The 14,715-nt window shown below is 58.3% G+C and carries 19 protein-coding genes; 18 read left to right on the top strand and 1 reads right to left on the bottom strand.

All coding sequences use genetic code 11. The features are described 5' to 3' along the window. Positions 1–2: 2 nt before the first annotated feature. The 3 genes from VNQ78_RS07675 (at position 3) to VNQ78_RS07665 (ending at position 2,510) form a co-directional block, all read left to right on the top strand. Positions 3–1,559: a phage major capsid protein gene (locus VNQ78_RS07675; RefSeq protein ID WP_325688340.1), complete on the top strand. Its 1,557-nt coding sequence runs from the start codon at positions 3–5 to the stop codon at positions 1,557–1,559. A 131-nt stretch (positions 1,560–1,690) separates the two neighbouring features. Then, positions 1,691–2,164, top strand: coding sequence for a hypothetical protein (locus VNQ78_RS07670; protein WP_325688338.1), 474 nt, complete (start codon positions 1,691–1,693; stop codon positions 2,162–2,164). 31 nt (positions 2,165–2,195) lie between these two features. Further along, complete coding sequence (locus VNQ78_RS07665; protein ID WP_414694051.1) at positions 2,196–2,510, top strand: HNH endonuclease; 315 nt, start codon at positions 2,196–2,198, stop codon at positions 2,508–2,510. On the opposite strand, the gene VNQ78_RS07660 is transcribed toward VNQ78_RS07665, so the two are convergent. Next, on the bottom strand, positions 2,507–4,096 hold the full coding sequence (locus VNQ78_RS07660) for an RNA-directed DNA polymerase (protein ID WP_325688333.1): 1,590 nt from the start codon (positions 4,094–4,096) through the stop codon (positions 2,507–2,509). The genes VNQ78_RS07665 and VNQ78_RS07660 overlap by 4 nt on opposite strands. Positions 4,097–4,335: 239 nt before the next feature. Here VNQ78_RS07660 and VNQ78_RS07655 point away from each other — a divergent pair, with 239 nt between their 5' ends. The 15 genes from VNQ78_RS07655 to VNQ78_RS07585 all read left to right on the top strand — a co-directional run. Then, positions 4,336–4,653 carry a head-tail connector protein gene (locus VNQ78_RS07655; RefSeq protein WP_325688331.1) on the top strand — a complete coding sequence of 106 codons (318 nt, stop codon included), beginning with the start codon at positions 4,336–4,338 and terminating at the stop codon, positions 4,651–4,653. Beyond that, positions 4,646–5,101 (top strand): HK97-gp10 family putative phage morphogenesis protein, encoded by a 456-nt coding sequence (locus VNQ78_RS07650; protein ID WP_325688329.1) that lies wholly within the window; start codon positions 4,646–4,648, stop codon positions 5,099–5,101. Before VNQ78_RS07655 ends, VNQ78_RS07650 begins: the two co-directional genes overlap by 8 nt. Then, a complete protein-coding gene (gp17, locus tag VNQ78_RS07645; protein WP_325688327.1) occupies positions 5,098–5,517 on the top strand; it encodes a tail completion protein gp17 in 420 nt (139 codons plus the stop codon). The genes VNQ78_RS07650 and gp17 overlap by 4 nt, the downstream gene beginning before the upstream one ends. Further along, positions 5,517–5,831, top strand: a complete 315-nt coding sequence (locus tag VNQ78_RS07640) for a head-tail adaptor protein (protein ID WP_325688325.1) — start codon at positions 5,517–5,519, stop codon at positions 5,829–5,831. Before gp17 ends, VNQ78_RS07640 begins: the two co-directional genes overlap by 1 nt. Continuing rightward, complete coding sequence (locus tag VNQ78_RS07635) at positions 5,828–6,223, top strand: P27 family phage terminase small subunit (protein WP_325688323.1); 396 nt, start codon at positions 5,828–5,830, stop codon at positions 6,221–6,223. Before VNQ78_RS07640 ends, VNQ78_RS07635 begins: the two co-directional genes overlap by 4 nt. Further along, positions 6,223–7,857, top strand: a complete 1,635-nt coding sequence (locus VNQ78_RS07630) for a terminase large subunit (RefSeq protein ID WP_325688321.1) — start codon at positions 6,223–6,225, stop codon at positions 7,855–7,857. The genes VNQ78_RS07635 and VNQ78_RS07630 overlap by 1 nt, the downstream gene beginning before the upstream one ends. Positions 7,858–7,875: 18 nt before the next feature. After that, on the top strand, positions 7,876–10,452 hold the full coding sequence (locus VNQ78_RS07625) for a hypothetical protein (protein ID WP_325688318.1): 2,577 nt from the start codon (positions 7,876–7,878) through the stop codon (positions 10,450–10,452). A gap of 452 nt (positions 10,453–10,904) precedes the next feature. Then, positions 10,905–11,354, top strand: a complete 450-nt coding sequence (locus tag VNQ78_RS07620; protein ID WP_325688316.1) for a hypothetical protein — start codon at positions 10,905–10,907, stop codon at positions 11,352–11,354. 61 nt (positions 11,355–11,415) lie between these two features. Then, positions 11,416–12,054 (top strand): hypothetical protein, encoded by a 639-nt coding sequence (locus VNQ78_RS07615; RefSeq protein WP_325688314.1) that lies wholly within the window; start codon positions 11,416–11,418, stop codon positions 12,052–12,054. A 165-nt stretch (positions 12,055–12,219) separates the two neighbouring features. Further along, positions 12,220–12,405, top strand: a complete 186-nt coding sequence (locus VNQ78_RS07610; protein WP_325688312.1) for a hypothetical protein — start codon at positions 12,220–12,222, stop codon at positions 12,403–12,405. A gap of 86 nt (positions 12,406–12,491) precedes the next feature. After that, a complete protein-coding gene (locus VNQ78_RS07605) occupies positions 12,492–12,905 on the top strand; it encodes a hypothetical protein (RefSeq protein ID WP_325688310.1) in 414 nt (137 codons plus the stop codon). Then, entirely contained in the window at positions 12,905–13,177 is a 273-nt protein-coding gene (locus VNQ78_RS07600) for a hypothetical protein (protein ID WP_325688308.1), read from the top strand. The genes VNQ78_RS07605 and VNQ78_RS07600 overlap by 1 nt, the downstream gene beginning before the upstream one ends. Positions 13,178–13,783: 606 nt before the next feature. After that, entirely contained in the window at positions 13,784–13,981 is a 198-nt protein-coding gene (gene napE / locus VNQ78_RS07595; protein ID WP_325688306.1) for a periplasmic nitrate reductase, NapE protein, read from the top strand. A 6-nt stretch (positions 13,982–13,987) separates the two neighbouring features. Further along, positions 13,988–14,497, top strand: coding sequence for a ferredoxin-type protein NapF (locus tag VNQ78_RS07590; RefSeq protein ID WP_325688304.1), 510 nt, complete (start codon positions 13,988–13,990; stop codon positions 14,495–14,497). Continuing rightward, the coding region (locus VNQ78_RS07585; protein WP_325688302.1) for a chaperone NapD at positions 14,487–14,715 on the top strand (229 nt) is incomplete at its 3' end. The genes VNQ78_RS07590 and VNQ78_RS07585, both read left to right, overlap by 11 nt.

The raw sequence follows: 14,715 nt of genomic DNA, 5'->3' as shown, positions 1-14,715 counted from the left end.
CCATGGCTGACAACCTCGAAACCCTCGACCGGATCGAAACCAAGGCGCAGCTTTCTGTTTCGGAAGCTGGTGAAATCTCGGGTATCGCGTGGCCGTTCTCTGGCCCCGACAAAGTTGGCGACACCATCGAACCGGGCGCCTTCAACCTTCCGTCGCAACTGCCGATTTGCCTTGAACATGACCAGTCTAAAGCTATCGGCGTTTGGGAAACCATCACCGAAACCGACAAGGGTTTGGAGGTGAAAGGCCGACTGTTCCTTGAAGGTATCAGCGGCGCGAAATCAGCGCATCGCTATTTGAAAAACGGCGTCATTAAGGGGCTGTCTGTCGCCTTTAACAATGCGCTGTTCCGTCGCCTGCCGAGCGGCGGCAGGCAATTTGTTGAGGTTTCGCTTACTGAAATCTCGCTCTGTCAAAACCCCGTCCATCCCGATGCGCGAATTAGCGCTGTTAAATCCCACCCTGTTAACGAGGAAACTGTTATGGAAAACGCAGAACTGGCCCAGAAGGCCGAAACCAAGACCCCGGCCAATGACGCGGCCCAGATCGACACCAAGGCCCTCAACGCGGTGCTGTCGCGCCTCGACAAGCTGGAAGCCAAGGCGAACCGTCCGGGCGCACCGACAATCCACCTTGGCAATGTTGAAAAGGCAACCAAGGCTTTTGCGGACTTCATCCGCACGGGTGACGCCTCGGAATTGAAAGCGCTTGCCGTCAATGCGCCTTCGACCGGCGGCATTCTGGCCCCGGATTCGACCAGCACCACTATTCTGGAAAAGGTGGTGGAGATGTCGCCGGTTCGTCAGCTTGCGACGGTCATTCAGATGTCTGGCCCGTCGCTGAAGGTGCCCCGTCTGGTGGATAGTGTGCAGCCGCAGATCGTCTCTGAAACCGGCACCAAGCCCGACGATGAGCCTAGCTTTGAGGAAATCACGCTTGAGCCGTTCCTCGCCGGTGTGAGCGTCCCGATGACGCTTTCGCTGCTGGAAGATTCGCACGTCAACCTTGAAGCCTTTGTTACCGGCCATATCGCCAAGCAATTCGCGCTGAAGGAGTCGCAATGGTTCGTCAACGGCGACGGCACCACGGCCCCGGAAGGTGTCATGTCGGCATCGGCGGGCATCGCGGAATATGACGGCACTGCTGCAATGGTGCAACCGAACGACCTGATTAGCATGTTCTATGAACTGCCTCAGGAACACGCGAACAACGGCGCATGGCTGATGCACCCCCAGACCATCGCCGCTATTCGTATGCTGGCGAATACGACCGGGGATTATCTCTGGCAGGATGGTCTAGCGAATGGTCAGCCCGCCACTCTGCTGGGCCGCCCGGTCTATTCGTCGCGGGATATGCCGCTGATGGAAGCGGATAGCACGCCGGTTCTCTTCGGTGATTTTGGCTTTGGCTATACCATCGCTGACCGCGTGGGGCTGGAACTGATCCGCGACGGAATCACCGGTGCTAAGACGGATATTTACCGCATCACCGCTCGCCGCCGCGTTGGTGCCCGTGTCACCATGCCTTCGGCCTTCATCAAGCTGCGCACCGCCAGCTAATGCCCTTGCAGCCCGCCTTTGAGACCACCCTGTGCCACGGCAACCATGCCGTGACGCTCAGGGCGTCCCTGCGGGCTGCTGTCGCCTTGGACAATCTGCCGGGCGGCATCCCCGGCGCAGGGGATAGCCTCATGCGCCAATCCTATACCGGAATCCGTCAGGTGTTACTCGCCACCGCGACGGATCAGGCAGCGGCGCTTTCCTTACTGGCGTCGCTGTCTGGCAAGCCGCTTGCGCCCTTCCTTGGTCCTGCGCAGGCGGCTTGCCTTGATCTATTGCAGCACCTGTTGCCGGAACCAGATGCAGCGCCCGAGGCTCCGGCACCGGTCATGGTGATCACCACCGCCGAGCATCTGACCAATCTATTCACTTTCGGCACTGTGATTGTGGGCTGGCCGCCTGCTGAGGTCTGGACCGCCAGCCCGCGCGAGCTAACCCTGATTGCGACGGCCTATTACGACCGGCAGGAGCGCATCGCCGACGCCATGAGCGGCAAGAGGCCCGGCCAGTCCGCCGAACAGCGCCAAGCGAACATAGACGCTGGCCTCGATCCCGAATTTGACCGCCACGGGCTGCAAGCCCTGAAAGCCCGCCACAGTGCCTAAGCCTCCGCGCCTCTGTTCTTGCGGTGCCATCGTGTCGCACGGCGTTCTCTGTGCTTGTCAGGAAGCCCGTCAGCTTGAGCGCAAGCGCCGCTATGACCGCACCCGGCCCAATAGCCGCCAGCGCGGCTATACGCGGGAATGGGAGAAGGCACGGGCCGAGATCCTGCGCCTTCATCCCTGCTGCGCCATGTGCGGTGCCGACGCGACCCTAGTTGACCATATCAAGCCCCATAGGGGCGACAAGGCGCTGTTCTGGAACTGGAACAACTGGCAGGCGCTGTGCACGCCTTGCCATAGTTCGGTAAAGCAGAGATGGGAAAGCATTCGAACGCAGCACTGCTTTTAGAACTCAAGCCCATCATCTTCCCATGCGCTGTCATCGTCGTAACCGTATCTAGTTCGACTTATGGCCCTCACGGCACGTTTTTTAATCTTATCCTCGTGCTCTCGAAAATCTATAAGCTTAATTCTTCTGTCGGATAGATGCTGAAACTCCGATGAAAAATCTCCGGAAAATTTAGCTGAGGAGTATCCTTGAGATTTGGCGACTAGATGTGTAAGCCAATCTTCATCGACCGTAGAAAGGCCAGACCCGAGCGAAAGCCGCGGTTTTCTGGAAATTTTTCCATCGACATATGCCTGAATGAGGATTGACCTAATGTGCCCGTTTCGGGATTTTTCCAATAACTCTAGAAGTGCCCATGGTAAAGAGATGTCGCAAGTTATTAACAGCCAAATCAACCACACCACTTCGTGATGGTGATTTAAAGCGAGACTTCTTGGGATAATTGTCTCCGCAACTGCGAGCCATCCCTCTTTGTCTATAGATTCCTCAAGCGCATGCCGCTTTGCAGTTAGTAAGCAGGCATAGTCCAAAGCATGAGGAAATTTCTGGATAATTCTCTGCAGATAGCTTTCGACGTATTCCCATTCAATGTCATCATATACTTCAGATTCATCGAGTGATCGTAGAAGTATTTTAATAGGGCTGTCTGACTTAATGGCGCTAGCTGTTGCAGCTGCCTCGGAGATTGCCCTCTCTAGCTTGTCGACTTGGACCTTCCTGAAGTCAAATGCCATAAAATCACGCAATCTCTGTGCCCAGAGATCATTTATTGGCTCCATGCTTGAGTAAATTCTTGTCTTGTAGTCGTTTAAATTCAAAGCAAAGTTTGCCAATGCTTCTCGCAGATGAGACAATACCGACTGAGCATCATGCTCTGTGCGAAGGCCTATATAGTAATCATCAACATGACGAACGGCACCAACAATGGTATCGCCGATTTGCTTTTTTAAATCTTCGTCGATCTTTGAGAGGATAAATTCTGCTATTATTCTGTGGCCATCAGGACCAATTAAGACGCCCCTGCTATTTCCTCGCTGTGCATTTCTCACGAAAAAATCGAGCGCATTGAAGTAATTGACTTCGGATTTCTTCTCGGTGTCTGCCTTGGATTTTTCTATGCCGTGGGCAGCCCACGATATCGAGTGTGTGTATATTGAGGGAAAGCATTGTGCGATATCGGCTTGAAGGATGAAAGGAGCGTATCTGAGTTTTTCATTGGCGCGCGCGGAAAGTTCCGACAGGGATGATACCTTTACTGCCCGATCATCCTTTGCGCTTAAAACTTTTGGGGCGCCGAGGGAGAAATCTGATATGCCAAACCCCTTCTCAACGCTCTTCCAATTCTTCCAGAGAAAACTTGATATATGAAAATAAGATATGATATTTGGCGTTCCGAACAATCGGCGGCTGCCATCGTGCTTGGTGGCGCTATACCTCACATAGTCTGTTTTTCGCTCATGGAATTTCTCATCATCCAGCCGCTTAACTATCCCGCGGAATGCCCGTTTTGCATCTCTAGAAGTAAAGCACGGCGGTAGTGTTTCGGGATAGAATCCAGAATCTATCAAATGAAATCTCGTTTTCATCTTCCCGCCCCCTTTGCTTTAACGCTGAAATATCATGCCTTGGATGGAGGTCAACTGTCGTTTATTGGTGTCATCTATCAAGTGTCGTGTTGAGCGGGGGTATTCTCAAACTTCCGCCCTGTCTCGGGAACCGGCGGGGGGAGGCGCGCGCAAGACAGGCGGAATATAACTTTTTCTGCTGGTTGCAACGTGATAACATAACACTAAGTTGTTAGTGCTGTGTTTACGAGTGACCTGTTATGCCCCTGCCTTCCGCCCTTGTTCGGGCGCACCTGAACTTCCTGCCGGATGAAACCGCCGATGATGCGATCCTGACCCACTTCACCCGTTGGGCTGAGGCTTGGGTTGAATCCTATACCGGCCTGCCGTTTGACGCAGATAGCCCCTTGATGGTGGATGCCGCGTTGCTGCTGGTGGCCTATCGGTATGAGAACCGCGAGGCCGTCACCTTTTCCAGCCCTTACCAGCTTCCATTCGGCGTGATTGACTCCCTATCTGGTATCAAACGGCAGGTGGTGGGCTATGTGCCCGAGCCGGAGGCCGCCACCAATGGCTAAGATGGTGCAGGGTTCCGAGGCCATTATCCGCAAGATGAAAGCCATGCGGGATGCCGCTGCGCCGGTCCTTCGCCCTATGCTGGTCAAGGCGGGCGAGGAAATCGCCGCCGATATGCGGGCGCTGGCGGAATCGTCGCGGCGCACCGGCGACCTGATCGAGAGTATCCACGTCACCGGCCCCGGTGAAACCACGCCCGCGCATTCGACCGATGGCGGCCAGCGCACGGCGGGCGAATTTGAGGTGCTGGTGACGGCAGGCGATACCGATGCCCGGCACGCGCATCTTGTGGAGGGCGGCACCAAGCCCCGGCTGCACAAGGACGGCACCACCACCGGCACCATGCCCGCGCAACCGTTCTTCAACCCGGCATGGCGCTTGAACCGGACCCGCTTGCAGGCCCGTATCAACCGGCTGCTGCGCAAGGCGATGCGCGAGGCCAGCCAATGACCCCGGATATTGCTCTGCAACGTGCTGTTGGTGGGGCGCTTGTTGCTACATCCGGCGTAGTGCAACACGTTTCGCCGCTGTCCATTCTGGCTGGCACGGTGCGGCCCAGCGATCTGCCCGGCATCACCATGGCACCGGCCAAGGTGGAAATCCTCGGGCGAGCATCCGGCGGCTATGTCGTGACTGAGGTGCGGATGATGCTGCACATCTGGACCGATGCCAAACAAGGTGCGATTGCGCGTCAGATCACCAGCGCTGCCATGTTGGCACTGATGGATGCGCCGCGCGCGCAAGGTTGCACGATTGAGGAATGGGACCGCCCGGCTATGGCGTGGGTGCCTGACCCTGACCCGGCTATGTCCTTTGCCCATGCTGCAATCAACCTGCGCGCAGTGATTTATTGGAGGGCCAGCTAATGCGGGCGGGAAAGCTGCAACATCGTATCCAGATCGAACGCATCGGACGGCTGGTTGATGAGAATTTCTTTGGCCGTGATGACTGGCTGCCGATCCTGACCACGCGGGCCGAGATAAAAGAGGCCAGCACGACCGAGTTCCTGACCGGCCCCGGCGAGATGGATAACGGCCGCGCCGTGTTCCTGATCCGCTTCCCGCTGGTGGCGATCACCACCGCCGACCGGCTGGTCATGGGTGGCAGGGCTTACAACATCGTGGGACTTGCCGAGATCGGGCGCAGGCGCGGGCTGGAACTGCGGGCGGTGGCGGCATGAGCAAGCACCTGCGCGGCGTGAAGCCTGCGATAGGCAAAGATGCGGAGGCCCTGACCAAGGCACCGCCCGCACCGGCCTATCTTACCAGCCACGCCAAAGCCGAATGGCGGCGCGTGCTGCCGTTGCTGGTGGCGCGTGGCGTCATCACCAAAGCCGATCTAGCGGGCGTGGAAGCCTATTGCGTTGCTGCCGGTGCTGCCCGCCAGATTGGCGAGGCGATGGCGCTGGCTGGCGGTCTGCCTGACCTGCGCCTTGGCGGGCTGCAAATCCGCTACATGCAGGCCGCGCGCCAGTTTGCCGCCGAATATGGTCTGACCCCGACCAGCCGCGCCCGCATGGCTGCTGGCGGCGATGCCGACGACGACACCAGCCCGAACCCCTTGGCGATCTGATGGCTCAGAAATCCAGTTTCCCTGAATGGGTCTATGACAACTCGCCCATTCCCGACCCTCTCGGGCATGGCGAGCGCGCGGTGCAATTCCTGCGCGCCTTGCAACATCCCAAAAGCAAAGCACCGGGTAAGGCGTTTACTCTCTATCCATGGCAGGAACGCATTATCCGGGCGATCTATGGACCGCGCGATGCCGACGGACATCGTATCGTGACGCGGGTGTTTTTCTATATTCCACGCGGCAACCGCAAGACGACGCTATCAGCGGCGCTGGCGCTTTTGCACCTGATCGGGCCGGAAAAGGTGCCGGGTGGCGAGATTGTCTTTGCCGCATCAGATAAGAAACAAGCCTCAATTGCCTTCAAGGAGGCAATGGAGATCATCCGAATGAATCGACACCTTGTTAAAGCCACTAAGATCATCGACCAGCGCAACGCGGCGAAAGAGGTTCATAGCCTGATTGCGGGCTATAAATCTTGGCTTGAGGTTGTTTCTTCCGATGGTTCACGGCAGAACGGCGGATCACCTACCTTTGTTTTGGCCGATGAAATCCACGCTTGGAAGGAAGCAAGCGGTTCCGAGATGATGGATGTTATGGAATCCGGTCTTTTCAAAACAGAAAACTCACTGATGGTTATTGCAACCACCGCGGGACGTGGAGCTGATGGGTTTGCCATAAAGGCATATCAAGAAGCGCGCGCTATAGCCACAGGTGAGGTTGTTGACCCTTCCTTTCTGCCGATCATGTTTGAGATGCAAGAAGGCGAGGATTGGACGGACGAAGCTATCTGGCATCGCTGCAATCCCGGTCTAGCCGATGGTTTCCAGAATATCAAAGACCTGCGCAATAAGGTGAATCGTGCTAAGAACGCACCAAACTTGATTTATGGCATCCAGCAATATCATCTTAATGTCTGGCAACAGAACAGCCGTGATCCGCTGTTTGATCTGGGCGTCTACGACAAGCGCAAGCTGGACGATGACCCCGCCGACCTTGAACAGCTTCCGGCCTATATCGGTATCGACTTGTCGCAAACTGATGACCTGTCGTCCGTTTCCATCGCCTTCCGGCACGACGATGGCCAAATTACCTTACGCAACCGCTGTTTCGTGCCTGCCGCCGATCTGAAGGCCAAGGGCGATAAGGACCGCGCACCCTATCAGGAATGGGCTGACGCTAGCCTGATCGAAATTTGCCCGAGCGGCATCATTGATGAGAAACAGGTGGAGGACTACGTTCGCCAACTTTGCGCAACCTATGACGTGCAGGAAATCGCTATCGATCCGCATCTTGCAGAAAAGATCATGCATAATCTTCAGGATGCCGGGCTTCCAATATTTCAACATCCGCAATCCATTATGCAAATGTCCCGAGCTACTGGCGAACTGGTCAAGGCGGTGAATGGCGATCTGATCCGCCATGACGGTGACCCTGTTCTTCGCAATCATTTGGCAAACGTCGCGGTTTCCACGAACCCGCAATCTGGTTTGATAAGGATGCACAAGCAACGCTCGAACGGCCGCATTGACGCGGCTGTTGCCTCGGCGATGGCCGTGAGCCGTGCCCGCATCGCCCATGAACAAGGCGGCCTCTATAGCCGTGATGATATTTTTGACCTGCTGAGTGCAGCGTAACGAATAGGATGTTTGACAATGCCCCTTGATGAAACCGGCCTGTTGGTCAAGCTCGAGGCGAATATTGCCGGATGGCAAAAGGATTTTAACCGCGCCATCACCCAGCAACAGCGCGCATCGCAGCGCATGGAGCGGCTGGCGCAACAGAACGCCCGCAAGATCGGCGATGCCTATGAGGGGCTTGGCCCGCGTATCGGCAAAGCCTTCAACAGCATTCCGGCATCCCTGAAGGGTCTGGGCGGCGCGTTCCTTGGTGGCGTGGCCGGTGGCATTGCTATTGGTGGGCTGGACCAGATGGCAACCAGCGTGTTGCGCATCGCCAAGGAAACCGCCAATTTCAGAAATGAGGCGGATAAGGCCGGTGTTTCTGTCGAAACGTGGCAGGAATGGAAGTTCGTTGCCGATCAGAACCGCGTTGGTATCGACGCGCTAACCGATGGTATTAAAGAGCTTCATATCCGCGCGGGCGAGTTCTTCACCTATGGCACGGGTGCGGGTGCGGATGCCTTCAAGAAACTCGGATATTCCGCCGAGGAATTGAAAGCCAAGCTCAAAGACCCTTCGGCCTTGATGACCGAAATATTCGGCAAGCTGAAAAACCTCGACCAAGCCGGGCGGTCTTTCATGCTTGAGGAGATTTTCGGCGGCGCGGGCGAACAATTCGGCACCCTCGCCAATCAAAGCGAATCCGCGCTGAACCAGACGATTCAACGCGCCCATGAAGTCGGCGCGGTGCTGGATAGCGAGATGATCGACAAGGCCGCCGAAATCGACCGCAAGTTCGGCGAATTGGCGGCGCGGGTGGAATCCTTTGGCAAACGCGCTGCCATCGCCATTGCCGAGGCTGCGGTTGAACTGACCGATCTGCGTGACCGGCTGGACGGTATCTTTTCCAGCGAGACCGAGGGCCGGGCGATCCTCGGGAATGACCTATACGACGCCATGCAGCGCGACCGGGACGCGGTGGAGGCACAGGCCGAGGCGCTGCGCCAGCTTGACGGCCAGTATCAGCGCTTGGCCGAGGAAGCCGCCACGGCGGGCAATGCCATGCGCGGGGCTATCGGCCAGCTTGATAGCTGGGGCTATGGTGAAGCCGCCGACCAGCTGCGCACGCTTTCCGCCGAATTGGAAAGCGCCCGGCAGGACTTCCGCGACGGCACCATGACCGGCGAGGATTTTGCTGCCAAGCTAGGCGAGATCGAGAAGGGCGCGCAGGATGCGTTCGCCAGCCTCTCGGATGTCGACCGGGCGCAATTCTCGGGCGTCATGTCGCAGCTTGGCCGTCTGGGCAGCGTGATCGCCTCTGTCACCGCGCAGGCTTCCGCGCTGGTCGGTGAACTGGCGAAGGCCGCCCAGATCGACCCCGGCACCAAACAGCTTGAAGCGCTGCGCCAGCAACACGCGGCACAGGCGACCAGCATGGATAGCCTTGATGCCATGCGCGCGGCCAATGACCGCTTCACCGCCAGCGAGAATGCCAGGAATATCGCCACCAGCGACGGCCTGAAGCTGGAACGCGAGAAAGAGGCGGTGCGCAAGCGTGCTGCCGAGGCGGGCGCGACCCTGACCGATGCCGAGATCACCAGCACGGCGCAGGCAACGCTTGATGCCGATGCCGCCCGCGCTGCCGCCGACAAGGCCGCCAATGCCTCGGGCGGCTCCAAGGGTGGTTCTGGTGGCGCTGCGAAGCTGGACGAATACGCCCGCGAGGCGCAGGCGATCCGCGACCGGACGCGGGAACTGGAGTTTGAATCCGCTGCCCTGATCGCGGGCGCTGCGGCGGGCCGGAACTACGGCGATGCCGTCATTTTCGCAGCCGAGAAAGCCAAGCTGCTCCATGCCGCGCAACAGGCGGGGAAGGCGATCACACCCGCCCTGACCGCCGAAATCGACAAGCTGGCGCAGGGGTATGTGACGGCGGGCCAGCAGGCTGACGCTGCCGCTGATCGGCTTAAACAGATCGAGGACGCGGGCCAGCGCGGTGCGCAAACCTTGTCCGAGATGTTTTCCGGCATCCTGACCGGATCCATGAGCGCAGGCGAGGCGCTGAAACAGCTATTGATGAAGCTGGCCGAGGTGCAGTTTCAGAAGGCCGCGCTTGGCTTGTTCGGCGAGGGCGGCTTTCTTGGTGGTATCGGAACCGCTGTTGGCGGGCTGCTGGGCTTTGCCGAGGGCGGTTATACCGGGCGCGGTGGCAAGTATGAGCCTGCGGGCGTGGTTCATCGCGGCGAATACGTTTTCTCTGCCGAGACGGTGAAGCGCATCGGCGCGGGCAATCTCGAACGGCTCCACCAGAGCGCCCGTAGGGGCTATGCCGAGGGCGGGCTTGTCTCGGCTGCCGGGAAGGTCGCAAGGGCCGTCAGTGACTCGCCTAGCGCCTCTGCGGCTATGCCCGAGGGTGTGACTATCGGCAGCGCCACTATCAACACCACCGTCAATGTCACCGGGGCGAATGGCGGGGTCCAGCCCGACAACGAAATGGCCGCGACGATCACGCGCGAGATTGAAAAATCCATACGCGGTTTCGTGCAAACCGAGATGGTCCGGCAAATGGTGCCGGGCGGATTGATGCGCCCCCTCGCTAGGAGCCTCTGAGAGGCCCGTAGGGCGGCATAGTCATGCTGCGGGGTAGGGGTGGACCGGAAAGGGGCGTTGCGGGACTCTGCGGCGCCTCTCTGAGTCTCTGCGGTGTATTGCCGGGGCGGCACGGCGGGTTCTGGTTAACCGAGACGTGGTTTTGGCGCTGGCGCTTGTCGACCGAGGAAGGGAGCGGGCGTAGCCCGCGATAGACCGAGGATGGTTCATCGTGAGCGGAGAAGGGCTTCGCCGTGGACCGAGGAAGCCATGGAAGAAAACTGCCCGATACGTCTACTATTCTAGGAAATAACCAAAAACATCTTAAGATATGTATATAACTCGGGCAGTTTTCTTCCATGCTTCGGTCCCCCTTCAGTGCTTACGTAACGTGCAAAATTCTTCCACTTTGTGCTTGCGTCGATAGATGGGTGTTCCTATCCTCCGGCGCAGGAACGAAAGGACGACCAAGTATGTCATTCAACATGAAGCTGCCAGATGAGCGCGGTGAACAGCTTCGGCAGATCGCTGCGGCCAAGGGTATCCCAATGGTGCAGGTGGTGGAGGATGCAATTCGCCGCGAGATCGCCGAGGGCACCATTCCCGCCGATCTTCCGGGTATCTCTGTCACGAAGACAGCCACGACTGTTCGGATCGAAATGCCGGATTTCGAGAGTGAAGTTCCGGCCATTGAAGCCGCTCGGCTAGTCGATAGCTTACGCGAGGCTGGTTCGGACCTGACTGCCGATGATGTGGAACGCAAGAAGCGCTGGCTTGAAGGGTTGGCGGCTCTGTCGGGCATCAAGCTTGAACGTATGGCGCACGGCGTCCGTCTGATCTCGCCTGTTACCGGACGGAAATACAGTTTGGGTTTTGGCGTTGCCGCTGATCTGGCCGATCAAATTGAGCGCGACCCGAAATAGAAACAGGGGCTGACGCGGCAACGTCGAACCCCTGCAAAGTCTTCTAAGCTGAGTTGAGTATATGCAGAATCCCGAGAATCCGCAAGGCGATAGCCGCATCGACGCGCTAATTTCCGAGCTTGAAGCGATGATTTCCCCGGTTCCCGAGCGTGTTCCAAAAGGGACCGGCGTGAGCTTCCAAGACCCCGATCCTAGCGATCCTGACACCATCATGGATGAGGTCAGGTTGACGCGGTATGACAAGGCCAGCCGCAAGCTGCGCGAACTGGAAGCCAAGCGCGCCGCGCTTCCGGCTGACCCTGACGCGAACAAGGTCGCGATCCTGAATCTCCAGATTGAGAACGCCCGCAAAGCTGTGGCGGCTGCACAGGATGATGTTGCGCGCCGTCGCGATGAAATTGATGCGTGGCGCGCGGATGCAGGACGCGAGGAATATAATGCCGGTCGCCGCAAGGTGCGCGACAAGCCGAATGCCGATCTTTCGAAGCTGAGGCCCGAGCAGATTAAGCAGCGCAAGCTGGACCAAACTGCCGATAAGAAATGGCTGGATCGCCGTCGCGCGTTGGGAGCGCCCGAGGCGCAGATACAGGCTGAATTTGTTGTTCGTGTCCGCGAACGCGAGGCTAAGCGGGCAGCGGCGGCGCAAGACGCGATAGAGCAGGCCGAGATGGAGGCGCTACCTAATTACGGCAAGTTCTAAGTCGTTCCTGCCTGCATCGGCAGGGCCGTCCTAACCGCTCCACGCCTAAGTAAGCACTTACTTAGTTTCTAAAATAAAATCAGTTACTTACGCATATTTCCTCTTGCACCCGGATTCGTCATCGGCCTAGATTCCGGGCATTCCAAATCAGCAATGAGCAAGACCATGCCGAGCATCTATCTTTCTGATTCCGCTTATTCCGACCTGCTGGCCGATCTGGCTGGCGCATTCATGGCCGCTGCCACGGGCATGGGCGATCTGCATGGCAAGCTGGCCGAGGCTCTGGCTGTCGCTGGTGTGATGCCGGAAGCCTGCCGCGAGGGTGCAGAGGTGGTGGTGTTGGCTGCGTGAAGTTTTCAAACTGCCCAAAGTTTAGAATGTTCACGCAATGATCTGCGCATAAAATGCGCATATATCAATATCTTGTGGATAACTAGATGATACAGCGAATTGCCTTGCGACAGGTTCTTGCGATCTGTCCAGTAGAGGATTTGCCGAAACGTCCGGTGCGATTCGGCAAACGCGTGGTGGTGCAACACCACGCTTCACCAGTGTTCAAGAAAGGAACGCGAATGACTGAATACAGGAAGTCCGGTAACGGCGCAAGCGCCAGCGAAGCTGACACCTTGCGCTTCGAAGTGCGGGAACTTGAGCGTGAACGCGAAGCGCGCAAGTTGCGCGTCATCACTGCGGAAGACGTCACCAGTGAACGCCGCGATATCCGGGTGGTCCGGGCTATGCTGAGCCATCTGTGTGATGCTGATCTGCACGGGGAGGCGGCTGCATATATCGCACATGAGATTGCGGCACGTTTGTTTGCGCTGCGGAATATCGAGAAGGAGACTGCATAATGGCTCTTAACCCCTACCTGAACGACCTTGTGAACCGCTCCGCCGCCCCGAACTGGCAAGAGCAGGTGCATGAACTGTCGGTTGACCTGATCGAGCATGAGGCCGTTGTCTCGCGTCTCAGGGCGGAACTGGTCGCTGCCAAGGCCGAGGTGAAGGCTACGCGTCTGGAAGTTCGCTTGTTGAAGGCCGAGCAGGTCCGCCAACAGACATCGAACGAACTGCGCTATGCCGAATGGATGCACGATCAGCAAGGCGAAGAAAAAGCTGCCTGACCCATGAGACACACCGCCGCGCCAGCCGTAAGGGAATGTATAGGGCTGGCGCGGCCCGGTGGTAAGCTTCCCACCGAACGCGCTGCGATTAGACGGTGAGTGCGCGGGCCGAGAAGCCAAAACCCCGTCACGGTGCGGTGACTACTCCAGTCACGCGGCACTCAGAACCTTACTTAGTTGGTGAAAATGGGAAGGGCGGGGAGCGATCCTCGCCCTTTCTTTGTGTAACGATATGACGCTACGTCACATCGCCCATTTTAGGGGCCGTCACACCGTTACAAAATGTCTCGTAACATATTGATATTACGTCGCTAAAGTAAGGTTCGAATCCCTCCGCGCCTACCGGATCAATCCCAGCAATTGCTGACAAGAGCGTCCCGCGAATTCCAACTACGGGACATCTTGCCAATGCGGCGGCACCAAAACCCGTATCCCGAGCAGGCTATGGCCCGAAACATGCCGGAAACGCTCGGGAAAAGCTGCGGCATTCGGAACTTCATTCTCTCCCCAAGGCGATTTTTAGCCTTCCGAAGATCGGATTGCGCTGCTAACGTCATCGTGAGCTTTCGAATATCTGCCTAATTGCGATGCAAAGGGAGATGCGCGTTGCCTGCCTCACCAGACGAAATCCAGACCAGACATTCCTCGCCCGGACAACGCATACGCGAACTGGCGGTGTTTCTGTTCCTGGCCTTCGCGATATGGCCGGTCTTTTCGGTGGCGGTGGTCGGGGGCTATGGCTTCCTGGTCTGGATGTATCAGGTCGTCACCGGCCCGCCTGGCCCGCCCTCATCGGGGCATTGACCCGATATGCCAGCCGCCGCCAGCATATCCCGCCGCCAGCTTCTGAAGGGCCGCCCCGTCCCGCCGCCATTCGCGCCGCGACCTCCGGGCATCACCGACGCCTCCATCGACGCCTGCACCGGCTGCGGCGAATGCCTTGGCGCCTGTCCTGAGCGGATCCTCGGGCTCGATGCGGGGCGCGTGATCCTGCTGGCCGGGCAGGGCGAGTGCATCTTTTGCGGCAAATGCGCCGATGCCTGCCCGGAACCGGTCTTTGGCGAGGTGCGGGTCATGGCCCATCACGCCGAAATCGGCGGCGACTGCCTTGCCGCGCTTGGCGTCACCTGCATGAGCTGCCGCGACGTCTGCCCCGAAGGCGCGATCTCGATGCGCCCGCGGATCGGCGGGCCGTTCCTGCCGAGCCTTGATGCAGGCACATGCTCGGGCTGCGGCGCCTGCCTCGGGGCCTGTCCCGGCGCCGCTATCCAACTCGTCCCGGGGGCAATCCTTTCAGCGGAGGCAAGCGATGCAGGATGAAAACTGGCACGTCTCCTCGGCGGTGATCACGGTCGTCCCACGCGCGGTCCCCGCGGTGCTGGAGGCGCTGGACGGGCACCCGAATGTCGAGGTCCACGGCCATGACAATTCCCGCATCGTCGTCACGATCGAGGGGCGCAGCAGCGGAGAGCTGGGGCAAAAGCTGACGGAAATCAACCTGATGGACGGTGTTCTCGGCGCCAACATGGTGTTCGAGC

Origin of the sequence: Paracoccus sp. (in: a-proteobacteria), from assembly GCF_035556475.1 — a bacterium.
Taxonomy (GTDB): Bacteria; Pseudomonadota; Alphaproteobacteria; order Rhodobacterales; family Rhodobacteraceae; genus Paracoccus.
The sequence above is the reverse complement of the archived record's forward strand: the minus strand, read 5'-3'. Positions and strand labels throughout refer to the sequence as shown.